The 24,385-nt window shown below is 65.6% G+C and carries 19 protein-coding genes and 5 tRNA genes; 20 read left to right on the forward strand and 4 right to left on the reverse strand.

Going from position 1 to position 24,385, the window contains the following annotated elements:
* Nucleotide 1: 1 nt before the first annotated feature.
* From DKG74_RS01015 to DKG74_RS01030, 4 genes are all read left to right on the forward strand, one after another.
* Nucleotides 2-793, forward strand: coding sequence for a biotin--[acetyl-CoA-carboxylase] ligase (locus tag DKG74_RS01015; protein WP_109901714.1), 792 nt, complete (start codon nt 2-4; stop codon nt 791-793).
* Entirely contained in the window at nt 790-2,484 is a 1,695-nt protein-coding gene (locus tag DKG74_RS01020) for a ribonuclease J (RefSeq protein ID WP_341475835.1), read from the forward strand. Before DKG74_RS01015 ends, DKG74_RS01020 begins: the two co-directional genes overlap by 4 nt.
* Before the next feature lie 89 nt (nt 2,485-2,573).
* Nucleotides 2,574-2,990 carry a methylmalonyl-CoA epimerase gene (gene mce, locus DKG74_RS01025; RefSeq protein WP_109902599.1) on the forward strand — a complete coding sequence of 139 codons (417 nt, stop codon included), beginning with the start codon at nt 2,574-2,576 and terminating at the stop codon, nt 2,988-2,990.
* A 36-nt stretch (nt 2,991-3,026) separates the two neighbouring features.
* Nucleotides 3,027-3,287, forward strand: coding sequence for a DUF1467 family protein (locus DKG74_RS01030; protein WP_109901716.1), 261 nt, complete (start codon nt 3,027-3,029; stop codon nt 3,285-3,287).
* 48 nt (nt 3,288-3,335) lie between these two features.
* Here the strand turns inward: DKG74_RS01030 and DKG74_RS01035 are convergent, their stop codons facing one another.
* Complete coding sequence (locus tag DKG74_RS01035; protein WP_207779187.1) at nt 3,336-3,644, reverse strand: hypothetical protein; 309 nt, start codon at nt 3,642-3,644, stop codon at nt 3,336-3,338.
* Nucleotides 3,645-4,265: 621 nt separating this feature from the next.
* On the opposite strand from DKG74_RS01035, the gene proS reads away from it, so the two are divergent.
* The 11 genes from proS to DKG74_RS01090 all read left to right on the forward strand — a co-directional run bounded on the left by proS (nt 4,266) and on the right by DKG74_RS01090 (nt 17,223).
* A complete protein-coding gene (gene proS, locus DKG74_RS01040; RefSeq protein WP_109901720.1) occupies nt 4,266-5,588 on the forward strand; it encodes a proline--tRNA ligase in 1,323 nt (440 codons plus the stop codon).
* Between the two features lie 20 nt (nt 5,589-5,608).
* On the forward strand, nt 5,609-6,853 hold the full coding sequence (locus DKG74_RS01045; RefSeq protein WP_109901722.1) for a lipoprotein-releasing ABC transporter permease subunit: 1,245 nt from the start codon (nt 5,609-5,611) through the stop codon (nt 6,851-6,853).
* Nucleotides 6,846-7,526 (forward strand): ABC transporter ATP-binding protein, encoded by a 681-nt coding sequence (locus DKG74_RS01050; RefSeq protein WP_109901724.1) that lies wholly within the window; start codon nt 6,846-6,848, stop codon nt 7,524-7,526. The genes DKG74_RS01045 and DKG74_RS01050 overlap by 8 nt, the downstream gene beginning before the upstream one ends.
* A 149-nt stretch (nt 7,527-7,675) precedes the next feature.
* On the forward strand, nt 7,676-11,146 hold the full coding sequence (gene dnaE, locus DKG74_RS01055) for a DNA polymerase III subunit alpha (protein WP_109901726.1): 3,471 nt from the start codon (nt 7,676-7,678) through the stop codon (nt 11,144-11,146).
* Nucleotides 11,147-11,365: 219 nt separating this feature from the next.
* Nucleotides 11,366-12,004: an ATP-dependent Clp endopeptidase proteolytic subunit ClpP gene (clpP, locus tag DKG74_RS01060; protein ID WP_422645531.1), complete on the forward strand. Its 639-nt coding sequence runs from the start codon at nt 11,366-11,368 to the stop codon at nt 12,002-12,004.
* A 296-nt stretch (nt 12,005-12,300) separates the two neighbouring features.
* Nucleotides 12,301-13,566: an ATP-dependent Clp protease ATP-binding subunit ClpX gene (gene clpX / locus DKG74_RS01065; RefSeq protein WP_109902603.1), complete on the forward strand. Its 1,266-nt coding sequence runs from the start codon at nt 12,301-12,303 to the stop codon at nt 13,564-13,566.
* 188 nt (nt 13,567-13,754) lie between these two features.
* Entirely contained in the window at nt 13,755-16,166 is a 2,412-nt protein-coding gene (lon, locus tag DKG74_RS01070) for an endopeptidase La (protein ID WP_109901728.1), read from the forward strand.
* A 181-nt stretch (nt 16,167-16,347) separates the two neighbouring features.
* The gene (locus DKG74_RS01075) at nt 16,348-16,623 is read left to right on the forward strand and encodes an HU family DNA-binding protein (protein ID WP_109901730.1); all 276 of its coding nucleotides are present in this window, start codon (nt 16,348-16,350) and stop codon (nt 16,621-16,623) included.
* 113 nt (nt 16,624-16,736) lie between these two features.
* Nucleotides 16,737-16,811 (forward strand) — tRNA-Val (locus DKG74_RS01080).
* 102 nt (nt 16,812-16,913) lie between these two features.
* Nucleotides 16,914-16,990, forward strand: a tRNA-Asp gene (locus DKG74_RS01085).
* Between the two features lie 156 nt (nt 16,991-17,146).
* A tRNA-Asp gene (locus DKG74_RS01090) sits at nt 17,147-17,223 on the forward strand.
* A 210-nt stretch (nt 17,224-17,433) separates the two neighbouring features.
* Here the strand turns inward: DKG74_RS01090 and DKG74_RS01095 are convergent.
* A tRNA-Asn gene (locus DKG74_RS01095) sits at nt 17,434-17,508 on the reverse strand.
* A gap of 97 nt (nt 17,509-17,605) precedes the next feature.
* Nucleotides 17,606-17,679 (reverse strand) — tRNA-Cys (locus tag DKG74_RS01100).
* A gap of 148 nt (nt 17,680-17,827) precedes the next feature.
* On the opposite strand from DKG74_RS01100, the gene DKG74_RS01105 reads away from it, so the two are divergent.
* The 5 genes from DKG74_RS01105 to DKG74_RS01125 all read left to right on the forward strand — a co-directional run bounded on the left by DKG74_RS01105 (nt 17,828) and on the right by DKG74_RS01125 (nt 23,862).
* Nucleotides 17,828-18,481: a protein-L-isoaspartate O-methyltransferase family protein gene (locus DKG74_RS01105; RefSeq protein ID WP_109901732.1), complete on the forward strand. Its 654-nt coding sequence runs from the start codon at nt 17,828-17,830 to the stop codon at nt 18,479-18,481.
* Nucleotides 18,482-18,485: 4 nt separating this feature from the next.
* Nucleotides 18,486-18,815, forward strand: coding sequence for a rhodanese-like domain-containing protein (locus tag DKG74_RS01110; protein WP_109901734.1), 330 nt, complete (start codon nt 18,486-18,488; stop codon nt 18,813-18,815).
* Nucleotides 18,816-18,989: 174 nt separating this feature from the next.
* Nucleotides 18,990-20,339, forward strand: a complete 1,350-nt coding sequence (locus DKG74_RS01115) for a TolC family outer membrane protein (RefSeq protein WP_133251459.1) — start codon at nt 18,990-18,992, stop codon at nt 20,337-20,339.
* A gap of 105 nt (nt 20,340-20,444) precedes the next feature.
* On the forward strand, nt 20,445-21,092 hold the full coding sequence (locus tag DKG74_RS01120) for a DUF2497 domain-containing protein (protein WP_109901738.1): 648 nt from the start codon (nt 20,445-20,447) through the stop codon (nt 21,090-21,092).
* A 97-nt stretch (nt 21,093-21,189) separates the two neighbouring features.
* The gene (locus tag DKG74_RS01125; protein ID WP_109901740.1) at nt 21,190-23,862 is read left to right on the forward strand and encodes a valine--tRNA ligase; all 2,673 of its coding nucleotides are present in this window, start codon (nt 21,190-21,192) and stop codon (nt 23,860-23,862) included.
* Between the two features lie 65 nt (nt 23,863-23,927).
* Here the strand turns inward: DKG74_RS01125 and DKG74_RS01130 are convergent, their stop codons facing one another.
* On the reverse strand, nt 23,928-24,350 hold the full coding sequence (locus DKG74_RS01130; protein ID WP_109901742.1) for a cupin domain-containing protein: 423 nt from the start codon (nt 24,348-24,350) through the stop codon (nt 23,928-23,930).
* Nucleotides 24,351-24,385 lie beyond the last annotated feature (35 nt).

Genomic DNA, 24,385 nt, shown 5'->3' on the forward strand with positions numbered 1-24,385 from the left:
CATGGTGACGCCGGCCGGAGGACGGGAAGAACCCGGGATCGCCGGCTGGCGCGTCCGCCATTTCGCCGAGATCGACTCGACGAACGAGGAGGCGCGCCGGAGGGCGGCGGCCGGCGACGAGGGCGATCTCGCCCTCTACGCCGATACGCAGACGGCGGGACGCGGCCGGCGCGGCCGGGCCTGGGTCTCGCCGCCCGGCAACCTGATGTTCAGCCTGCTGCTGCGGCCGAAGGCAGGGCCGGCCCGGGCGGCGGAACTCTCCTTCGCCACGGCGATCGCCCTGCATGAGGCGCTGGCCACGCTGACCGGCGAGGGCTTCCGGTTCCAGCTGAAGTGGCCGAACGACGTTCTGCTCGACGGCGCCAAGGTTGCCGGCATCCTGCTGGAATCGGCGACCGGCAGCGATGGCGCGCTGGAATTCCTCGTCATCGGGGCCGGCATCAACCTTGCCCATTTCCCCGACAACACCCCCTATCCCGCGACCTCGGTGGCGGCCAGCCTCGGCCACCACGTCGAGCGGCGCGCCGCCCTGGCCGAGGTGCTGACCCGGCTCGGCCATTGGGTCACGGTCTGGGAGCGCGAGGGTTTCGCGCCCATCCGTGAAGCCTGGGTGAGCCGGGCCGCGGGCCTTGGCGAGCGGATCACCGTTCGCCTTTCGGACGAGACGATCGAGGGCACTTTCGCCGGTTTGCGCCCGGACGGAGCCCTCGACCTTCGGCTCGACAACGGCGCTTCGCGCGCCATTACTGCCGGCGACGTGTTTCTGCCCGGCGTCGTTGGAGCGAGTGTTTGACCAGAGCGAAGGGCGGCAAGACCCAGCCGGGATATTTCAACCGCAGGCCCCGGGCGGACGAATTGCTGTTCGTGCCCCTTGGCGGTTCGGGCGAAATCGGCATGAACCTCAATCTCTATGGTCATGCGGGCAAGTGGCTGATGCTCGACCTCGGCGTCACCTTCGCCGACAGCCGGATGCCGGGCATCGACCTGATCCTGCCCGATCCGACCTTCATCGAGGACCGCAAGGACGATCTGATCGCGCTCGTCCTGACTCATGCCCATGAAGATCATATCGGCGCCGTGCCCTATCTGTGGGACCGGCTGCAATGTCCGATCTATGCGACGCCCTTCACGGCCGCGCTGGTGCGGCGGAAATTGCAGGAAGTCGGGCTGGAGCGCGAGGTCGAGCTGAATATCCTGCCGATGAACGGCAAGGTCACCCTCGGCCCCTTCGCCTGCGAACTGGTCACCCTGACCCATTCGATTCCGGAGCCGAACGCGGTCGCCATTGAAACCGCCCTTGGCACCGTGCTGCACACCGGCGACTGGAAGCTGGACCCGGAGCCGCTGATCGGCCCGACCGCCGACCGCAAGCGGCTGGAGGAATTGGGCAGCAGCGGCGTGCTCGCCATGGTCTGCGATTCGACCAATGTCTTTTCCCCCGGAACCTCGGGCTCTGAAGCCGAAGTGCGGGAGAGTCTGATCCAGATGATCGCGCCGCTGACCGGGCGGGTCGCGGTCACCACCTTCGCCTCCAATGTCGCGCGAATCGCCTCCATCGGCGTCGCCGCCGCGGCCGCCGACCGCCATCTGGTGCTGGTCGGGCGCTCGATGCACCGGGTGGTCGAGGCGGCCAAGGAAACCGGCTATCTCACCGATCTGCCGCCCACCCTCGACGAGGACGAGGCCGGCTATCTGCCCAAGGACAAGGTGCTCTACCTCTGCACCGGCAGTCAGGGCGAGCCGCGCGGCGCCATGGCCCGTATCGCGCGGGGCGAGCACCGCCACATCGCGCTGGGCGCGGGCGATACCGCGATCTTTTCCTCGAAGATCATTCCGGGCAACGAAATCCCCCTCGGCGAGACCCATAACCAGCTGGCGACGGCGGGGGTGCGGGTGATCACCGAGAAGGGCAATTTCATCCATGTCTCGGGCCATCCCAACCGGGACGAGCTGGCGGCCATGTATGCCTGGGTGCGGCCGGAGATTTCAGTGCCGGTCCATGGCGAGGCGCGGCATCTGGTGGAGCATTCCGCCTTCGCCCGCGCGCTGCAGGTGCGCCACGCCCCAATCATCAAGAATGGCGACGTATTGCGTCTCGCCCCGGGCGAGCCGGCGTTTGTTGGCGCGGTCGAGGCCGGGCGCCTCGCCCTCGATGGCGACATCCTGGTCGAGATCGACGATCCGGCCATCGTCGCGCGGCGCAAGATCAGTTTCGCCGGCCACATCGTGGTCACCCTGGTGCTCGATGCCAAGGGCAAGCTGGCGGCCGATCCCGACGTCGTCCTCGCCGGTCTCGCCGAGGAGGAGGGGGGCGATCTCGCCGCCGACATCGTCGAGGCGGTGCAGGCGGCGCTGCCGCGTGGCCGGGGCGGTGATGCCGATACGCTGGCCGAAGCGGCACGACAGGCCGCGCGCAAGGCCGCCAACCGCCTGACCGGGCGCAAGCCCGTGACCGACGTTCAGGTGATCCGCCTGCGCGGCTGAGCAGATTCCCGAAACCGCCGCAAAGGGTTCTTGCGGCAATGCGGCGGCGATCCTAATTTCCGGTCATCGCCTTCAATCGAGTGGAAGCCATGATCGGACGCCTCAACCATATCGCCCTTGCCGTGCCCGACCTTTCGTCGGCAACCGCCCTTTATCGCGACACCCTCGGCGCCAAGGTCTCGGCCCCCATCGACCAGCCGGATCACGGCGTCACCGTCGTCTTCGTCGAGCTGCCGAACACCAAGATCGAGCTGCTCTATCCCCTGGGCGAGAAGTCGCCGATCGCCAATTTCCTCGAGCGGAACCCGGGCGGCGGTATCCACCATGTCTGCTACGAAGTCGAGGATATCCTCGCGGCCCGCGACAAGCTGAAGGCGGAAGGCGCCCGCGTGCTGGGCGATGGCAATCCCAAGATCGGCGCCCATGGCCTGCCGGTGCTGTTCCTGCACCCGAAGGATTTCCTCGGCACCCTCGTCGAGATCGAGGAAGTGGCCAAGGCGGCGTAAGCCGCCTCGGTCCCTCTGCACCATGCGGATCGCGTCATGACCGTCATCGGCGGTATCGTCTTTTTCTCGATCACCTGGTGGCTGGTGTTTTTCGCCGTCCTGCCCTGGGGTGTGCGCAGCAACGAAGAGGCGGGTGCTGCGTCGGAATCGGGCATCCCCTCGGGCATCCCGCATCGCCCGCCCATGCTCAAGAAGGCGCTGATCACCACGGGCATCACCCTGGTGCTTCTCGCCGCCTTCTCTGTCGTCGTCGAATACGATCTGCTCGGCTATCGCGCCTTCATGGAAGCGCCCTGAGCGCGGGAAAGCGGGCCGGCGTCTGCACAGAGGCCGCCGGCCCCGCCCTCATTCGTGGATCGTATAGGCGCCCAGCTGGCACAGGTCGATGCCGCGGTCGTCGACCTCGTCGCCGTCCTTGAACACGGTCTTTATGTCATAAAGGCAGGTCGTGCGGCCGTCGGCGACCGTCACATCTGTCGCCGTGCCGGCGGGCAGGGCATCATTGCCCAGCAGATTCTCTTCCCAGTCATCGACATTGGCGGGGGAGAGATAGAATTCCGTCACTGCGGCGCCGGTGGCGTTGTTCAGGGTGAAGGTCAGGTCCTCGGCGAGGGCGGGGCCCGCAGAAGCCGAAATCGCAAGCAACACGAACAATCCGCCTTTCAGCGCAGGGATTGCACGCATTTATCTGGGCCTCTTTCTTTTTCAGGGCCCGGCGGCTGCTCTGGCGCGCCGGTCGTGCCCGGGGCACTTGCCGACATTCACACGATGGCCGCACGATTGCCATGATGCAGACCACAATCGGCGCCAGATTTGTCGCGGGATGAGAGCGGTGGTGAGAACCCCCGAGGGAGGCCCCGGAAACGACACAAGGCCCCGTGGGGCCTTGCGTTAACTCTGCACTGTGCACTGTCGGCAGCCGTTATTTTTCGGCCTTGATGTCCCCGACGGCGCTTCCTCCCTAAACTTGGGTGAGCCGAGCCGGCCCCCTCTTTCGGTGAGAGGGATGCTACTCAATCGTCGCATGGGAGTCACGCGGTTTCGTCATGTGTGCCCCGAAAAAGTGCAATATGCTTTTTTATCAGGCTTAAAGGCGCGTGAATCGGCTATTCGCATACGGTTCTGTGACAGCGGGCTTCGACTAAAGTCGAGGGGGTGGCGATTCGCCGCGCCGAATCCCGCCATCGCTGGCACGGACACGGATTACAAGCGGGGGAGATTGCGCGGCGGCCCCGATTTCCCTACCTTCGCCGCCTGATCAACGAGAAATCCGCCATGCGTCTGTCCCGCTATTTCCTGCCCACCTTGCGCGAAAACCCGGCCGAAGCGCAGATCGTCTCGCACCGGCTGATGCTGCGTGCCGGTCTCGTCCGCCAGTCGGCGGCCGGCATCTATTCCTGGCTGCCGCTGGGCCTCAAGGTCCTGCGCAACATCGAGAAGATCGTGCGCGAGGAGCAGAACCGGGCCGGCGCCATCGAATTGCTGATGCCGACCATCCAGTCGGCCGACCTGTGGCGGGAATCGGGCCGCTACGAGGCTTATGGCAAGGAGATGCTGCGCATCACCGACCGCCACGAGCGCGAGATGCTGTTCGGCCCGACCAACGAGGAACTGATCACCGCGATCTTCCGCGACAACGTGAAGTCCTACCGCGACCTGCCGCGCAATCTCTATCACATCCAGTGGAAATTCCGCGACGAGGTGCGCCCGCGCTTCGGCGTGATGCGTGGCCGCGAATTCCTCATGAAGGACGCCTATTCCTTCGATCTCGACAAGGAAGGCGCGCGCAAGGCCTATGAGAAGATGTTCGTCGCCTATCTTCGCACCTATGCCCGCATGGGGTTGAAGGCGATCCCGATGGCGGCGGACACTGGCCCGATCGGCGGCGACATGAGCCATGAATTCATCATCCTGGCCGAGACCGGCGAAAGCGCCGTCTTCTGTCACAAGGATCTGGTCGATTACGACATCCTCGGCACCAAGGTCGATTTCGAGGCCAGCCTGACCCCGATCATCGAGCGCTGGACGGGCCTCTACGCCGCGACCGACGAGAAGCACGACGCCGCCCGCTTCGCCGCCGAAGTCCCGGCCGAGAAGCAGATTTCCGCCCGCGGCATCGAGGTCGGCCACATCTTCTATTTCGGCACGAAATACTCGAAACCGATGGGCGCGGTCGTCGCCGGGCCGAATGGCGAGTCGATCGAGCTCGAGATGGGCTCCTACGGCATCGGCGTCTCGCGTCTGATGGGCGCCATCATCGAGGCGAGCCATGACGAAGGCGGCATCGTCTGGCCGGAAAGCGTCGCGCCCTTCAAGGTCGGCCTGATCAACCTGAAGGCCGGGGACGCCACGGTCGACGCCGCCGCCGCCAAACTCTATGCCGCGCTCGAGGCCGCCGGGGTCGAGACCCTCTATGACGACACCGACGAGCGCGCCGGCGCCAAATTCGCCACGATGGACCTGATCGGCCTGCCCTGGCAGGTCCATGTCGGGCCGCGCGGCCTTGCCAAGGGCGTGGTCGAGGTGAAGAACCGCAAGACCGGCGAGCGCGCGGAAGTCGCCCTCGACGACGTCGTGGCCAGGTTTACCGCGGCCTGAGGCCGGCGGGGGAGATCGGGATGTTCGGTCGCTTTGAATGGATGCTCGCCGGGCGCTATCTGCGGGCCCGGCGTCAGGAAGGCTTCATCTCGATCATCGCCTGGTTTTCCCTGCTCGGCATCGGGCTCGGTGTCGCGACGCTGATCATCGTCATGGCGGTGATGAACGGTTTCCGGGCCGAGTTGATGGGCCGCATCCTTGGCATCAATGGCCATGTCGTCGTCCAGGCCCAGTTCGGTCCGCTGCCGGACTACGGCAATCTGGCGGCCAAATACGAAGCCCTGCCGGATGTGGTCAGCGCCATGCCCATGGTCGAGGCGCAGGTGATGGTCACGGCCCGGGGCCAGGCGGGCGGCGGCCTCGTGCGCGGGCTGTCGCAATCCGACCTTGCCCGGCTGCCGCTGGTCGCCGGCAATATCGTCGCCGGTTCGGTCGCCGATTTCACCGGCGACGATGTCGTGATGATCGGTCAGCGTATGGCCGAGCGCATGGGCGTCCGGGTCGGCGATTCCGTCACCATCCTGTCGCCCAATGGCACCACGACGGTGGTCGGCACCACGCCGCGCATGAAGGCCTATCGCATCGCCGGCCTGTTCAATCTCGGCATGGCGGAATACGATAGTACCTTCGTCTTCATGCCGCTCGACGCCGCCCGCGCCTTCTTCCGGACGGGGGAGGGGGTCTCGGCCATCGAGGTGATGATCCGCCAGCCCGACGATGCCGCCGCCGTCGGCAAGGCGCTGGTCGGCCTGTCGCCCATCGGTACGAGGGCGACGACCTGGCAGGTGCTGAACGCCACCTTCTTCGGCGCGCTGGCGGTGGAGCGGAACGTGATGTTCCTGATCCTGACCCTGATCATCGTCGTCGCGGCCTTCAACATCATTTCGTCGCTGATCATGCTGGTGAAGGACAAGGGCAGGGGCATCGCCATCCTGCGCACCATGGGCGCGACGCGGGGCACGATCATGCGCGTGTTCCTGATTTGCGGCGCCTCCATCGGGGTGATCGGCACTTTGGGCGGCTTCGCCCTCGGCGTCGTCTTCTGCGAGAATATCGAGGCGATCCGCCAGGCGCTGCAAAGCCTGACCGGCGCCCGCCTGTTCCCGGACGAGATCTATTTCCTGTCGAAGATTCCGGCGAAGATGGAAATCGACGAGACGGTGACCGTGGTCTTCATGGGGCTCGCCCTGTCGCTGCTGGCGACGCTTTACCCGTCGTGGCGGGCGGCGCGGCTCGATCCGGTGGAGGCCCTGCGCCATGAATGACGCTTCGCTGCGCCTCTCCGGCATCCGCCGCACCTTCGTTTCGGGCGAGGAGAAGCTCGATGTGCTGCGCGGCGTCGAGTTCGAGCTGTTCCCGGGCGAGATCGTCGCCCTGGTCGGGCCGTCCGGCGCCGGCAAGTCGACCCTCCTCCATATCGCCGGCCTGCTGGAGAAGCCGACCTCGGGCGAGGTTGTGGTGGGCGGCATTTCCGCCGGTCACCGCTCGGATCGGGAACGGACGGGGCTGCGCCTGTCCCACCTCGGCTTCGTCTATCAGTTCCATCACCTCTTGCCGGAATTCACCGCGCTGGAAAACGTGATGGTGCCGCAGATGATCGCGGGCGTGCCCAAGGCAAGGGCGCGGGAGCGGGCGATGTTCCTCCTCGACAAGGTCGGCCTCGCCGCCCGGGCCGGTCATCGCCCGGCCAAGCTCTCGGGCGGGGAGCAGCAGCGCGTCGCCATCGTTCGCGCGCTGGCCAATGGTCCCAAGGTGCTGCTGGCGGACGAGCCGACCGGCAATCTCGACGAGCGGACGGCGGACCTCGTGTTCGGCGAGCTTCTGCACCTTGTCCGCGACGAAGGCCTGTCGGCCCTGATCGCCACCCATAATCCGGCGCTGGCGGCGCGCATGACCCGCACGGTCCAGATGCACGAAGGTCGTCTGGTTCCGCTCTGAATGACATCCCCGGTCGTCGTCCCGGCGCAGGCCGGGACCAATCGACCAGAGGGCGCCCCAACGGCCGAAGATTCCGGCCTTCGCCGGAATGACGCGGCGTTGGAGAGGGGGCGTCCCTGTCCTAGACTGGGGCTTCAGGAGAATCGCTCATGGCTTATGCCCCCTTCGTGCATCTGCGCGTCCATACCGCCTTTTCGCTGTCCGAAGGGGCGATCCCGGTCAAGAAGCTGGTCGGGCTGGCGCAGAAGGCGGGGATGCCGGCGATCGCCGTCACCGACACCAACAACCTCTTCGGTGCCCTCGAATTCTCCGACACGGCGGTGAAGTCGGGGGTGCAGCCGATCATGGGCGTGCAGCTGTCGATCGCGCCGCCCGGCTCGGCCGACCGGGCCGGCCGGCGGCCCGATCCCGATCCCGTGGTGCTGCTGGCGCAGAATGCCGCCGGTCTCGCCAATCTCCTGAAACTGTCCAGCGCCGCCTATGTCGAGGCCGAGGCGGGCCGCCCGCCGGAGGTCGGCCTCGACACGCTGGCCGCCCATACCGAGGGTCTGCTGTGCCTGACCGGCGGCGCCAAGGGGCCTGTCGGCCGCCTGCTGTTCGAGGGTCAGAAGGATGCCGCGCGCGAGCTGCTGGCCCGCTTCGAGGCGATGTTTCCGGGGCATCTCTATATCGAAATCCAGCGCCACGGCATGGAGGACGAGGAGGCGACCGAGGCCGGCCTGATCGACCTTGCCTACGAGCGAAACATTCCGCTGGTCGCGACCAACGACTGCTATTTCGCCGACGAGGCGACCTACGCCGCCCATGACGCGCTGCTGTGCATCGCCGAGGGCTCGACCGTCGGCAATACCGAGCGCCGCCATCTGACACCCGGCCACCGCTTCCGCTCCGCGGACGAGATGCGCGAGCTGTTCGCCGATCTGCCGGAGGCTGTGGATAACACCCTGGCCATCGCGAAACGCTGCGCGATCCGGGCGAAAACGCGGGGGCCGCTGCTGCCGCCTTTCCCCTGCGGCGAAGGGCACGACGAAATCTCCGAACTCCGCCGCATGGCCAAGGAAGGGCTGGAAATGCGCCTCGCGCGCCATGTCTTCACCCCCGACATGGATGAGGAAAAGCGCAAGGAAGTTTCGGTAACCTATTGGGAAAGGCTGGAATTCGAGCTGGGCATCATCATCAAGATGAAGTTTCCCGGCTACTTCCTGATCGTGTCCGACTTCATCCAGTGGGCGAAGCGCCACGGCATTCCGGTCGGGCCGGGGCGCGGCTCGGGCGCGGGCTCGCTGGTCGCCTGGGCGCTGCAGATCACCGATGTGGATCCTTTACGCTTCGGCCTGCTGTTCGAGCGTTTCCTGAACCCCGAGCGCGTGTCGATGCCCGACTTCGACATCGACTTCTGTCAGGACAAGCGCGATCAGGTGATCCGCTACGTCGTCGACAAATATGGCTCGGACAAGGTCGCCCAGATCATCACCTTCGGTAAGCTGCAGGCGCGGGCGGTGATGCGCGACGTCGGCCGCGTGCTCGAAATGCCGCTCGGCCATATCGACAAGCTGGCCAAGATGGTGCCGAACAATCCGGCCAATCCGGTCACCCTGCAGGAAGCCATCGAGATGGAGCCCCGGCTCCAGCAGGCGCGGGACGAGGACGAGAACGTCAAGCGCCTGATCGACATCGCCCTGAAGCTGGAGGGCCTGTACCGCCACGCCTCGACCCATGCGGCGGGTGTCGTCATCGGCGACCGGCCGCTGGTCGATCTGGTGCCGCTCTACCGCGATCCGCGCTCCGACATGCTGGTTACCCAGTACAACATGAAATGGGTGGAGCCGGCGGGCCTGATCAAATTCGACTTCCTCGGCCTCAAGACGCTGACCGTGCTCGACCTCGCGGTGAAGCTGATCAAGGACCGCGGCATCACCATCGACCTCGCGGCCCTGCCGCTCGACGACAGACCGAGCTACGAACTGATGGCGCGGGGCGATACGGTCGGCGTGTTCCAGCTCGAATCCTCGGGGATGCGCGACGCCCTCAAGAAGCTGAAGCCCGACTGTTTCGAGGATATCGTCGCCATGGTGGCGCTCTACCGCCCGGGCCCCATGGACAACATCCCCAAATACATCGCCTGCAAGCACGGGGAGGAGGCGCCGGACTATCTGCACCCCAAGCTGGAAGGCGTGCTGAAGGAGACTTACGGCGTCATCATCTATCAGGAACAGGTGATGCAGATCGCCCAGATCCTGGCGGGCTACAGCCTTGGCGACGCCGACCTGCTGCGCCGGGCCATGGGCAAGAAGATCAAGGAGGAGATGGACAAGCAGCGCGAGCGCTTCAATTCGGGCGCGGCGGAGCTGGGCGTCGATCCCCGGAAGTCGGACGAGATTTTCGACCTCGTGAACAAATTCGCCGGCTATGGCTTCAACAAGAGCCACGCGGTCGCCTATGCCCTCGTCGCCTATCACACCGCCTATCTGAAGGCGAATTACCCGGTCGAGTTCATGGCGGCGATCATGACCCTCGACCTTGCCAATACCGACAAGCTGAATGTCTTCCGGCAGGAGCTGTCGCGGATGAAGATCCCGCTGCTCCAGCCCGACATCAACCGCTCGGACGCCGATTTCGCGGTGGAGCAGCGGGATGACGGCTCCTATGCCATCCGCTATGCCCTGGCCGCGATCAAGATCATCGGTCACGACGCGATCGAGAAGGTGCTGAACGAGCGGAAGGAGAAGGGGCGCTTCCGCTCCCTGGCCGATTTCGCCAACCGGCTGGACCCCAAATGGCTGAACCGGCGCCAGGTGGAAAATCTCGCCAAGGCCGGCGCCTTCGACAGTCTGGACGGCAATCGGGCCAAGGTCTGCACCGGGGCCGAGCAGATCGTCCGCTTCGCCGACGTCGCCACGCGCGAGCGCCAGTCCCAGCAGGAAAGCCTGTTCGGCGGCGGCGCGGCCGGTCCCGCCGATGTGCTCACCCTGCCCGAGGTGCCGGACTGGACGGCCATGGACCGCTCCGCCAACGAGTTCGACGCCATCGGCTTCTACCTCTCGGCCCATCCGATGGATTCCTACGGCAAGGTGCTCGACCGCCTCGGCATCACCCGGCTGGCGCAGGTGGAGCGACGCATCGCCTCGGGTCAGGCCAAGCTGCGCATCGCCGGCATCGTCCTGTCGCGGCAGGAGAAGGTGGCCAAGAGCGGCAACCGCTTCGCCTTCGTCAAGCTGACCGACCAGACCGGTGTCGTCGAACTGACCGTCTTCTCCGAAGTCCTCGTGATGAGCCGCGAATTGCTGGAGCCGGGCACGCCCGTCCTCGTCGAGGTCGACGGCCGCATCGACGGCGAGATGGTCCGCATGATGACCCAGAAGATCGACAGTCTCGACCGGGTGGTGGCCAACGCGGGCGCGGGCGTCCGCCTCTATCTCGCCGACATGAAGAGCATCGACGCCATGAAAGGCGTCATCGCCAAGGTGCCGAAGGGCAAGGGCCGCATCGCCATCGTCCTCGGCTTCGAGGAAGAGGCGCGGGAGCTGGAATTCGAGCTGCCCGAGCGCTTCGCCGTCAGCCCGACGGTGATCCAGCATTTCAAGGCCGTGCCGGGGGTGGAGCGTGTCGTCGAGCTGTGAGCAGGGGCTGATCGGGATTTGGTGAAATTCCGTCGTCACTCCGGCGAAGGCCGGGGTGACGAGGTGAGGCGCCGTCTTCCCCTGCACTTTTGGTCGGTGCTCCGACCCCCCGTTCTTGAAATTGCCACGAAGCATCGACAGATGCTAACCGTTAGGCATAGCCCTGCCGTTCAGATTCGGCCGTTCAGATCTGGGGCAGGGGCAGGAGACGACATGATGATGAAGGATCCGTACGAATTCACCATGAACACCCTGGTGCCCATGGTGGTCGAACAGACGGCGAGGGGTGAGCGGGCCTTCGACATCTATTCCCGTCTGCTCAAGGAGCGCATTATTTTCCTCGTGGGTCCGGTGAACGATGCGGTCTCGTCGCTGATCACGGCGCAGCTGCTGTTCCTCGAGGCCGAGAACCCCAAGAAGGACATCGCCCTCTACATCAATTCGCCGGGCGGCGTCGTCACCTCGGGCCTCGGCATCTACGACACGATGCAGTACATCAAGCCGAAGGTCTCGACCGTGTGCTTCGGCCAGGCCTGCTCGATGGGGTCGCTGCTGCTCGCGGCCGGCGCGCCGGGAATGCGCATCGCGCTGCCGAATTCCCGCATCATGGTCCATCAGCCGTCCGGCGGGGCCCAGGGGCAGGCGACGGACATCGAAATCCAGGCGCGCGAGATTCTCGCCCTGCGCAAGCGTCTCAATGAAATCTATGTTCAGCACACGGGTCAGCCGGTCGAGAAGATCGAGCAGGCGCTAGAGCGCGACAATTTCATGACGGCGGATCAGGCCAAGGATTTCGGCCTGATTGATCAGGTGTTTACGGCCCGTCCCGACCCCGAGGCGGACAAGGCCGCGGCCTGAGGACAGAAGGCGGGGCGAGACTGGCGGCTGGTATTCGCCCCGCAGCGGTTGGAATGTTTACCTGGAAGCAATGTCTTCCAACGTAAACATGACTTGATAGGCAGCCGTTAGCCATGCTCGTATCGAAGCATGGCTGGCACCGGAGCGGTGCCTGACTCGTGCCCCGTCGGGCCGGTCCGTCGCCGCGCCAAGGAAGTGGCGCAATCGGCGCTCGCCGTCCCCGGTGGTGAAAGCCCCTTGTGCGATGCACAAAAAGGCTTTTAGCATTCGGGCACGGGGAATGGGATGGAGTGAAGATGACCAAGCTCAGCGGCAGCGACTCCAAGAACACCCTGTACTGCTCTTTCTGCGGAAAGAGTCAGCACGAGGTGCGCAAGCTCATTGCCGGCCCGACCGTTTTCATCTGCGATGAATGCGTCGAGCTGTGCATGGACATCATTCGCGAGGAGCACAAGTCGACCCTCGTGAAGGGACGCGAAGGCGTTCCGACCCCGCAGGACATCTGCCGCGTTCTGGACGACTATGTGATCGGCCAGTTCCACGCCAAGCGCGTGCTGTCGGTCGCGGTCCACAATCATTACAAGCGCCTCAGCCATGCGTCGAAGAGCAACGATGTCGAACTCGCGAAGTCGAACATCCTGCTGATCGGCCCGACCGGCTGCGGCAAGACCCTGCTGGCGCAGACCCTGGCCCGCATCCTCGACGTGCCCTTCACCATGGCGGACGCGACGACGCTGACCGAGGCCGGCTATGTCGGCGAGGATGTCGAGAACATCATCCTGAAGCTGCTCCAGGCCGCCGACTACAACGTCGAGCGGGCGCAGCGCGGCATCGTCTACATCGACGAGGTCGACAAGATCAGCCGCAAGTCCGACAACCCCTCGATCACCCGCGATGTCTCGGGCGAGGGCGTGCAGCAGGCCTTGCTGAAGATCATGGAGGGCACGGTCGCCAGCGTGCCGCCCCAGGGCGGCCGCAAGCATCCGCAGCAGGAATTCCTCCAGGTGGACACGACCAACATCCTGTTCATCTGCGGCGGCGCCTTCGCCGGCCTCGAGCGGATCATCGCCGGGCGCCGTCAGGGCAAGTCGATCGGCTTCGGCGCCGAGGTCAAGGGGCCGGACGACCGCGGCACCGGCGAGATCCTGAAGGATGTCGAGCCCGAGGATCTGCTGAAATTCGGCCTGATCCCCGAATTCGTCGGCCGTCTGCCCGTGCTCGCCACGCTGAACGACCTGTCGGAAGAGGCGCTGGTGGAAATCCTCTCGGTGCCGAAGAACGCGCTGCTCAAGCAGTACCAGCGGCTCTTCGACATGGAGAACACCAAGCTCTCCTTCACCGAGGATGCGCTGAAGGCCGTCGCCCGCAAGGCGATCGCCCGCAAGACTGGCGCGCGCGGCCTGCGCTCGATCATGGAACAGATCCTGCTCGAGACCATGTTCGAGTTGCCGGCCCTCGACGGTGTCGAGGAAGTCGTGGTCAATGCCGAGGTCGTCGAAGGCCGGGCCCGCCCGCTCTACTCCTACGCGGAGCGGCGTGAAGACAAGGCGAGCGGTGCCTGACGGCGCCCCATACCGCCCCGTGACCGGCGCCCCCTTGAATGGCGGCGCCGGCACCCTCACATCGTTAATAATTCAAACCGCCGGATGGTTGCCCCGGATGGCGGAGAGAAGTCTGTCCCCCCTGCGGGCGACGGGATCGGTGCCGCGTGCGGGCCGGTCCTGCCTCGGCCCATTCTGAAAGACAGCCCATGAGCAAGACAACCGAGCACGGCGACGCCCAGGTCTATGCGGTCCTGCCCCTTCGGGACATCGTCGTCTTCCCGCACATGATCGTGCCGCTGTTCGTCGGTCGCGAGAAGTCGGTGAAGGCGCTCGAAGATGTGATGAAGGACGACAAGCAGATCCTGCTGGTCGCCCAGCGCAATGCGGCGCAGGACAATCCGACCGAAAAGGACGTCTATGACGTCGGCACCATCGCGTCGGTCCTGCAGCTGCTGAAACTGCCCGACGGCACCGTGAAGGTGCTGGTCGAGGGCGGCTCGCGCGCGCGCATCGTCGATTTCGTCGAGAACGAAGCCTTCTTCCAGGCCCGCGCCGTCGCGGTGCCGGACGAGGAGAGCGACAAGCACGAGGTCGATGCCCTCGCGCGGTCGGTGGTCTCGCAGTTCGAGCAATATGTGAAGCTGAACAAGAAGGTGCCGCCCGAGGTCCTCGTTTCGGTCAACCAGATCGACGACCCCTCGAAGCTGGCCGACACCGTCGCCTCGCATCTCGCGACCAAGGTCTCGGACAAGCAGGAAGTGCTGGAAATCACCACGGTTTCCGAGCGCCTGGAGAAGGTCTATGGCCTGATGGAAGGCGAGATCGGCGTGCTGCAGGTCGAGAAGAAGATCCGCAGCCGCGTGAAGCGCCAGATGGAGAAGACCCAGCGCGAGTATTACCTGAACGAGCAGCTGAAGGCGATCCAGAAGGAACTGGGCGAGGGCGAGGAAGGCCGCGACGAGATCGCCGAGATCGAGGAGCGGGTGAAGAAGACCAAGCTCTCGAAGGAAGCGAACGAGAAGGCCCTGGCCGAGATCAAGAAGCTGCGCTCGATGTCGCCGATGTCGGCCGAGGCTACGGTGGTGCGCAACTACCTCGACTGGCTGCTGTCGATTCCGTGGGGCAAGAAGTCGAGGGTCAAGAAGGACATCCGCGAGGCCCAGAAGGTTCTCGACACGGATCACTACGGTCTCGACAAGGTCAAGGAACGCATCCTCGAATATCTTGCCGTGCAGCAGCGCGCGACCAAGGTGAAAGGCCCGATCCTGTGCCTCGTCGGCCCGCCCGGCGTCGGCAAGACCTCGCTGGGCAAGTCGATCGCCAAGGCGACGGGGCGGCAGTTCATCCGCATGTCGCTGGGCGGCGTGCGTGACGAAGCGGAAATCCGCGGCCATCGGCGCACCTATATCGGCTCCATGCCCGGCAAGATCATCCAGGCGATGAAGAAGGCCAAGGCGGCCAATCCGCTGTTCCTCCTCGACGAGATCGACAAGCTCGGCCAGGACTTCCGCGGCGACCCGTCGTCGGCCCTGCTCGAAGTGCTGGACCCCGAACAGAACGCGACCTTCGCGGACCACTATCTCGAAGTGGACTACGATCTGTCGGACGTGATGTTCGTGACCACGGCCAATTCCCTGCGTATGCCGCAGCCGCTGCTCGACCGCATGGAGATCATCCGCATCGCCGGTTACACGGAAGATGAGAAGATCGAGATCGCCAAGCGGCACCTGATCGACAAGCAGGTGAAGGAACATGGCCTGAAGAAGGGCGAATGGTCGATCACCGACGATGCCCTGCGCGATCTGGTGCGTTACTACACCCGCGAGGCGGGCGTGCGCAGCCTGGAGCGGGAAATCGCCAACCTGACCCGGAAGGCGATCCGCGAGATCCTGCAGGACGGCGTGAAGTCGATCACGGTGACGCCCGAGAATCTCGAGAAATACGCCGGCGTGAAGCGTTTCCGCTTCGGCGAGATCGACGAGGAGGATCAGGTCGGCGTGGTCACCGGTCTTGCCTGGACCGAGGTCGGCGGCGAACTGCTGCAGATCGAAGGCGTGGTCCTGCCCGGCAAGGGCAAGGTCACGACGACCGGCAAGCTGGGCGACGTGATGCAGGAATCCATCTCGGCCGCGACCTCCTATGTCCGCAGCCGGGCCCTGTCGTTCGGCATCAAGCCGACCGCCTTCGAGAAGAGCGACATCCACGTTCACGTTCCCGAGGGCGCGACGCCCAAGGACGGCCCCTCGGCCGGCGTGGGCATGGTCACCTCGATCGTGTCGGTGCTGACCCAGATCCCGGTGCGGCGCGATATCGCCATGACCGGCGAAATCACGCTGCGCGGCCGGGTGTTCCCGATCGGTGGCCTGAAGGAAAAGCTCCTCGCGGCCCTGCGGGGCGGCATCAAGACGGTGCTGATCCCGAAGGACAACGAGAAGGATCTCGCCGAGATTCCGGACAATGTGAAGGCCGGACTCGAAATCGTGCCGGTCAGCACGGTCGACGAAGTCCTCGCCCGGGCCCTCACGCGTCCGGTCGAGCCGATCGAATGGGCGCCCGAGGCGGAGGCGAAGCCCGCCGCCGAGGTGAAGGCGGAGATCGACGCGCTGGTCACCCACTGATCGGATTGCCCAAAAGCACGCCGCCGGCACAGGTTCTCTGTGCCGGCGGCTTTTTTTTAGGCGCTCAAAATGGCGGAAATCCTCGGTTTTTGCTTTGACGCCCCTAGGGGCCGCTCTTAAGATCGCGGCGATTCCGACGGGCGTTTCGGTCGGAACGAACAACCTCATCAAGGGGGCGAGAGTGGCTAATAAGAACGATCTCATCGCGGCAGTCGCTGACTCGGCCGGTCTTTCCAAGGCGGACGCGGGCCGTGCCGTCGACGCCGTTTTCGAGGCGATCACCAATGCGCTGAAGGCGGGCGACGACGTGCGTCTGGTCGGCTTCGGCACGTTCGATGCGCAGAAGCGCGCGGCTTCCGAAGGCCGCAACCCGCGCACGGGCGAAAAGATCGAAATCCCGGCGTCGGTGCAGCCGAAGTTCCGTCCGGGCAAGGGCCTCAAGGACGCGCTGAACTGAGGTTCGCCGCGACCGGCCACAAGCCGGCCGTATCGACTTCTGTTGCCGGCCGCACCTTTGGGCGCGGCCGGTCCTCTTTCCGGGCCGTGGGTGTCCGGAACAGGCATGGGCAAGGGCGATTAGCTCAGCGGTAGAGCATCTCGTTTACACCGAGGATGTCGGCGGTTCGATCCCGTCATCGCCCACCATGCCTTCTTTTCCTTTGGGCTGAAGCCTCAGGTCGCCAACGTCGTGAAAGACGCTTGACACCCTTGGAGCCGCAGCATAAAAGGACCGCCTTCGCTGGTTCAGCGGGTGTAGCTCAGTTGGTTAGAGCGCCGGCCTGTCACGCCGGAGGTCACGGGTTCGAGCCCCGCCACTCGCGCCACCATCGAAGGTTCTCGAAAAAGGTCGCCCCCCGGGGCGGCCTTTTTTCTTGGCCGCGCGACTTTGCTGGCCGATGCCGGGAAATGTCGCGACGAGGCCATTTCAGGCTTTGACAAGAATCGAGGGCGCCGGTACAAGGGCGGCCTTCGCTGGTTCAGCGGGTGTAGCTCAGTTGGTTAGAGCGCCGGCCTGTCACGCCGGAGGTCACGGGTTCGAGCCCCGCCACTCGCGCCACCACGAAACAAGAAGCCGCCCTCAAAAGGGGCGGCTTTTTTGTTTCCGGGCCTGACGGCCGATTCTTTCTCTATTCATGACGTGGTCGGGAGACGAGGAATCAGTTCGCCTCGGGCGCCGTCGATTCGGCCCCTTGTCTTGAAGTATTGAGAGAAGAGGGGCAGGCAAAAGAAAACCCCGCATCGCGCGAAGCGATGCGGGGTTCTGATTTGGCTCCCCGGGCCGGATTCGAACCAGCGACCAACCGGTTAACAGCCGGTTGCTCTACCGCTGAGCTACCGGGGAACAGCCGGGCTAGCCGGCGAAACTGTTCCCGCCGAAGCGGAGGCCGGCCTTATACCGTCGATTCGTCTCGAAGCAAAGGCCTTTGTGCATTTATCCCTGGAGGCGACGACCGGAATCGAACCGGTATACACGGATTTGCAGTCCGCTGCGTAGCCATTCCGCCACGTCGCCTCGCAGAGAGCGGGGGATATAGCAGACCCCTTCGACCAAAGCAACCGAGCGAAGCCGTGCCAGGAGCCCTTTTGCGCCGCCGCATACGTTGAAAGCGGCCGGGCGACCTCGTATAAGTCAGGGATCATCATTCAACCGGATCACAGTCATGGCCGATTTCGCCGCGCTCCGTCGCCTGATGCTGGAAAGCCAGATCAAGACGAACAAGGTCACCGATGGCCGCGTCCACGAGGCGCTGCTCGCCGTGCCGCGCGAGGAGTTCGTGCCTGAGGCGCTGAAGCCCGTCGCCTATGTCGACGAAGACTTGAGCATCGGCGGCGGCCGCTACCTGGTGGAGCCCCGGGTCTTCGCCCGCATGTTGCAGGAAGCGGCGATCCGTTCGACCGACAAGGTGCTCGATCTCGGGGCCGGTGCCGGTTACACCAGCGCCGTGCTTGGCCATATCGCCGGGCAGGTGGTCGCGCTCGAGGCTGATGCCGGTCTCGCGGACAAGGCCAAGGCGGCGGTGGCCGGCCTTGGCCTCGGCAATGTCACGGTGGTGGTCGGCGACCTGACCAAGGGCCACGCCGCTGCCGGCCCCTATGACGTGATCCTGCTCGAGGCTTCGGTTCCCGAAGTGCCCGCGGCGCTCTTCGCCCAGCTGGCCGAAGGCGGCCGGCTGATCGCGGTGCTGCGCGATGGCCCGATCGGTGTCGCCACGCTCTACACCAAGGTCGGCGGCGTGGTCGGCAACCGTCCACTGTTCGATGCGGCGACGCCGGCCCTGCCGGGCTTCGCCCGTCCCGCCGCCTTCGTGTTCTGAGGGCATGACCGCGTTGCAGATCGAGGCGGAAGCCCTGGCGGCGCGTCTTGCCGCCGGAGACCGCCCCTTCATTCTCGACGTGCGCGAGCCGTGGGAATTCGACCTCTGCCGGCTCGACGGCGCGGTGAATATTCCGCTCGGCCAGTTGACCTCGGCGTTCGATCCCGCCGCGGTGGCGGAAGGCCAGGACATTGTGGTCGTCTGCCATCACGGTATGCGCAGCCTTCAGGCGACCATGTGGTTGCGCCGCCAGGGGATCGACACGGCGATCAATCTGTCGGGCGGCGTGGATCGCTGGGCGCAAGTCGTCGCACCCGAAATGGCGCGCTACTGACGGCTGGCGGGGCGCTGGTCAGCCATTGATAAATGGTGCTTGACTGCCCGCTAGAATGAACGCTCATTCTATGTATCTTTCGCCATCCGGCCTCGATTGTCTTCGCCGGGTGGTCCCTGTATTTTGAAGTCCATTGCTTCCGAACCGGAAGGCAGCAAGGGCGGGACGGTGAAGATGGCTAAGCGTTTGGTAAGTCTCGTGGCGCTGATGGCGATCGTTGGCGGCACGCCGGCCTTCGCCGAATCCCTGAACGACGCGCTTGCGACGGCCTATGCGTCCAATCCGACCCTGGATGCGCAGCGGGCCGCTCTTCGCGCGACGGACGAGGAAATCGCCAAGGCGCTGTCGGGCTGGCGTCCGACGGTGACCATTTCCGGCGCCGGCGGCTTCGAGTCGCAGGAAAACACCGTGCCGGCCGCTGGCAAAGTCAGTTCCGACCTCAATCCGTGGTCGGTCGCGCTGTCGGGCACGCAGCCGATCTATCGCGGCGGGCGCACCACGGCCGAGACCAGTGCCGCCGACAATCAGGTGCTGGCGGGTCGGGCCCAGCTGAAATCGACCGAGCAGAGCATCCTGCTCTCGGTGGTCCAGGCTTATGTCAGCATCATCACGAATCAGGCCGTGGTCGAGCTGAACCAGAAGAACGTGCAGGTTCTGCAGCGCGAACTCGATGCCTCGCGCGACCGTTTCCGCGTTGGCGAACTGACCCGGACCGACGTCGCCCAGTCGGAAGCCCGCCTGGCGGAAGCCGTGTCGCAGTTGAAGGGCGCGGAAGCGGACCTGAACCAGGCCCGCCAGAACTATGAGCGCGCGGTCGGAACCGCGCCCGGCGCGCTGCAGCCTCTGCCGCCGTTGCCGGCGCTGCCGCCCAGCCTCGACGAGGCGCGCGCCATCGCCCTCGCGGAGAATCCCGACCTCAATGCCGCCCGCTATGCCGAGGCGGCGGCGCGCGATGGCATCGACATCGCCCGCAGCGCGATCCTGCCGCAGGTCAGCCTGCACGGCCAGATCGCCCGCGCCGGCGATCAGAGCGCGAGCGTGTCGCGCACGGATGACGCCCTGATCGAGCTTCAGGTCTCGGTGCCGCTCTACCAGTCGGGCGCCGAATACGCGGCGATCCGGCAGAATCAGCAGACCGCCAGCCAGCGCCTCTCCGAAGTCTCGGCAGCGCAGCGTTCGGTGGTCGAAGGCGCGTCCAACGCTCTCGATCAGCTGCGCGCCGCCCGGGCGGTGATCGAATCCCAGAAGCAGGCCGTGGCGGCGAACACGCTGGCGCTCGAGGGCGTGCGGCAGGAATCGGCCGTCGGCTCCCGCACCGTGCTCGATGTGCTCGACGCCGAGCGGGAATTGCTGAACTCCAATGTGGCGCTGGTTCGGGCCCAGGGCAGCGAATATTCGGCCGCCTTCTCGCTGCTGTCGGCCGTCGGCCGGCTGACGGCGGAAAACCTCAACCTGCCGGGCGACCGCTACGACCCGCTGGCCCATTACGACAAGACCCGGGGCCGCTGGTTCGGTTACGACTGACCGGGGCCGATCCCGCATCGGCGCCTGCGCGGCCCCTTCCCATCGGCTGCCGTGTAACGTAGTTTTGGCGGTTACAAGGGTTGCCCCGGGCGGCAGGGACGTGGAATGAGCGATGAGTTGAAGCGGGACGGCGACGCGGCGAAGGGTGCCGCCGATCCGTCGATGGAAGATATCCTGGCCTCGATCCGCCGCATCATCGCGGAGGAAGGCGAGGGCAGGGAAGCCGCGCCTGCCGAGCCGGCGCCTGCCGCCGTGCTCGACCTGACCGAAATGGTGGCGGACGATGGCAGCGTCGTGTCGCTGCCACCGCACGAAGAGCGCGAGTCGCTTCCGGCCGAGGCGTCCCCGGTGGAGGTGAGGCCGGTCGATGCGCCGCCGCCGCCGGTCGCGCCCATGATCGTTCCGGATGCCGCGCCGCTCGATAATTTCGTCGAAGCCGACACAACCGTTCCGCCGGCCGCCCCGGTCGCGCAAGAGGACATGCCGATGTCGAGTGCCCCGCCGCCCCGCGAGCCGCTGGTTTCAACGCCGATCGCGAATCAGGCGCGCAATGCTTTCGCCCAGGTGGCCGATGCCGCCCGCCCCTCTGTTTCCCCGCGTGAGTCGGTCGGCGACGGCCGCACTGTCGAACAGGTGGCGGAGGATCTGATGCGTCCCATGCTGAAAGCCTGGCTGGACGCCCATCTGCCCGCCATCGTAGAACGGGCGGTCGCCGAGGAACTGGCCCGTATCACGGGGCGCGGTTCGCTCTGATCCTTTTTCGGCCGGCGCGATGCCGGCCTTCGCTCCGTCGCCGCCGGGCCCTGTAGCCCCGCTCGGGCGGTGGGGCCCTGTCCTTCAAGATTCGATCATGCTCGAAAAAACCTACGATCCCCAGGAAACCGAACCCCGGCTCTATGCGGCCTGGGAGCAGTCCGGCGCCTTCAAGGCCGGGCGGAATACGGCAGGCGAGCCCTTCACCATCGTCATCCCGCCGCCGAACGTCACCGGCAGCCTGCACATGGGCCATGCCCTGAACAACACGTTGCAGGACATCCTGTGCCGCTTCGAGCGGATGCGCGGCCGCGACGTGCTGTGGCAGCCCGGCACCGATCATGCCGGTATCGCCACCCAGATGGTGGTCGAGCGCCAGCTGGCCCAGTCGGGCGAGAATGTCACCCGGCGCGAGCTGGGGCGTGAAGAGTTCATCCGCCGGGTCTGGGCCTGGAAGGAAGTCTCGGGCGGGACCATCACCCGCCAGCTGCGCCGCCTCGGCGCCTCCTGCGACTGGAGCCGCGAGCGCTTCACCATGGACGACGGCCTGTCCGCTGCCGTGCGCCGGGTCTTCGTCACCCTGCACAAGCAGGGCCTGATCTATCGCGACAAGCGCCTCGTCAACTGGGATCCGCATTTCCTGACCGCGATTTCCGACCTCGAGGTCGAGAGCCGGGAAACCAAGGGTCACATGTGGCACATCCGCTACCCGATTGAGGGCAGCGAGCAGTCGATCGTGGTCGCGACCACGCGGCCGGAAACCATGCTGGGCGACAGCGGCGTCGCCGTCCATCCGGACGACGAGCGTTACAGGGATGTCGTCGGCAAATTCGTCGTGCTGCCGCTGACCGGCCGGCGTATTCCCATCGTCGCCGATACCTATTCGGACCCGGAGAAGGGCACGGGCGCGGTGAAGATCACCCCGGCCCATGACTTCAACGACTTCGAAGTCGGCAAGCGCAACAATCTCGAACAGATTTCGGTGCTCGACATCCACGCGCGCATCGTCGACGCCGAGTTCATTCCGGCGGCCTACCGCGGCCTCGACCGTTTCGAGGCGCGCAGGCGCATCGTCGAGGATCTTGAAGCCCAGGGCTTCCTGGTCGAGGTCAAGGACCATGTGTTGATGCAGCCCTTCGGTGACCGCTCCGGCGTCGTCATCGAGCCGATGCTGACCGACCAGTGGTATGTCGACGCCAAGACCCTGGCCCAGCCGGCGATCGCGGCGGTCGAGAAGGGCGACACGGTCTTCGTGCCGAAGAACTGGGACAAGACCTATTTCGAGTGGATGAACAACATCCAGCCCTGGTGCGTGTCGCGCCAGCTGTGGTGGGGCCATCAGATCCCGGCCTGGTACGGGCCGGACGGCCATGTCTTCGTCGAGGAAACGGAGGCCGAGGCGCTGTCCGCCGCCGCCGCCCATTACGGCGCGGCAACCCCGCTGACCCGCGACGAGGACGTGCTCGATACCTGGTTCTCGTCGGCGCTGTGGCCGTTCTCGACCCTCGGCTGGCCCGAGGAGACCGACGTCCTGAAGCGTCACTACAAGACCGACGTGCTGGTGACCGGCTTCGACATCATCTTCTTCTGGGTCGCCCGGATGATGATGATGGGTCTGCACTTCATGAAGGAAGTGCCGTTCCATACGGTCTACATCCATGCCCTCGTCCGCGACGAGAAGGGGCAGAAGATGTCGAAGTCGAAGGGGAATGTGATCGACCCCCTCGACCTGATCGAGAAATTCGGCGCCGATGCCCTGCGCTTCACCCTGGCCGCCATGGCGGCGCAGGGCCGCGACATCAAGCTGTCGACCCAGCGGGTCGAGGGCTATCGCAACTTCACGACGAAGCTGTGGAATGCCGCGCGTTTCTGCGAGATGAACGAATGCCGGATCGTCCCCGGTTTCGCGCCGGCTTCCGTGACCAACACGATCAATCGCTGGCTGCTGGGCGAGGCGGAGCGGGCGACGGCGGGTGTCGTCGCCGCCATCGAGGCCTATCGCTTCAACGAGGCCGCGCTCGGCGTCTATCAGTTCGTCTGGGGCACGTTCTGCGACTGGTATCTCGAGCTGGTGAAGCCGCTGCTGAACGGCACGGACGAAGCGGTGAAGGCCGAGACGCGGGCGGTCGCCGCCCATGTCCTCGACCGCATCCTCGTCCTGCTGCATCCCTTCATGCCCTTCGTCACCGAGGAGCTGTGGGCCAAGACGGCCGAGACGGCGGGCATCGCCCGGGCGAGCGACCTCGTGCTGGCACCCTGGCCGGCGGTCGATGCGACCATCGCCGATCCGGCCGCCGATGCCGAAGTGCAGTGGGTGATCGACCTCGTCACCGAAATCCGCGCCCTGCGCGCCGAATCCAACGTGCCGGCGGGCGCCAGGCTCGATCTGGTGCTGGTCGCGGCCGATGCGGTGGCCAAGGGCCGGGCGGAGCGTCACGGCGAGCTGATCGCCCGGCTTGCCCGTCTTGGCGGGATTTCCTTCGCCGAGGCCGCGCCCAAAGGCTCGGTCCAGCTCGTCGTCGGCGGCACCACGGCGGCGCTGCCGCTGGGCGATGTCATCGACATCGCGGCCGAGAAGAAGCGGCTGGAAAAGGAAATCGGCAAGGCGGATCAGGAACTGGCCAAGATCACGGCCAAGCTGAACAACGCCGGCTTCATCGCCAAGGCAGCGCCGGAAGTGGTCGAGGAACAGCGCGAGCGGGCGGACGAGACCGCCAAGCTGCGCGCCAAACTGGCGGATGCGCTGGCGCGCCTGAACGCCAGCCTCTAAGCGCCAGGCCAGCTTCTAAGCGCCAGGACTGCGCCCGGCAGGGGACATCCTGCCGGGTCGCGCGCTCACCAGCCCTTGGGCGCGGGCACCGCGCAGGGCCCCTCGACCTCGACGGTGGCGAAATCCGCCGGGCCGACGATCTCGAGATATTCCATGTCGGGCGAGTAATCGTAGAGATAATGGACGATGCCCGGGCGCTGGTGGACGCAGTCGCCGGCCTCGACCAGCGTGTCCTTGTCCTCATACATGAAACGGGCCCAGCCCTTCAGCATGATGACGATGTGGAAATCGGCGACGTGGCGGTGCCAGCCCGTGCCCGCCTCGGGCGCCTCGTTGGCCCTGACCAGCTGGGCAATCACCTTGCCGCCGGTCGCCGCCGTGATGCCGAGGTCGCGATAGAGGAAGAAGTCGCGCAGGCCTTCGCTGATGAAGGGCGTATCGCCTTCCTTCACATGGGAGAACTTGAGGGGAGAAGCTTCAGCATTCATGGCAGCACTCCTGAGACCGCGGGGGCAGGTCCACC

Source organism: Zavarzinia aquatilis (assembly GCF_003173035.1).
In the GTDB taxonomy this organism is placed as follows: Bacteria; Pseudomonadota; Alphaproteobacteria; order Zavarziniales; family Zavarziniaceae; genus Zavarzinia; species Zavarzinia aquatilis.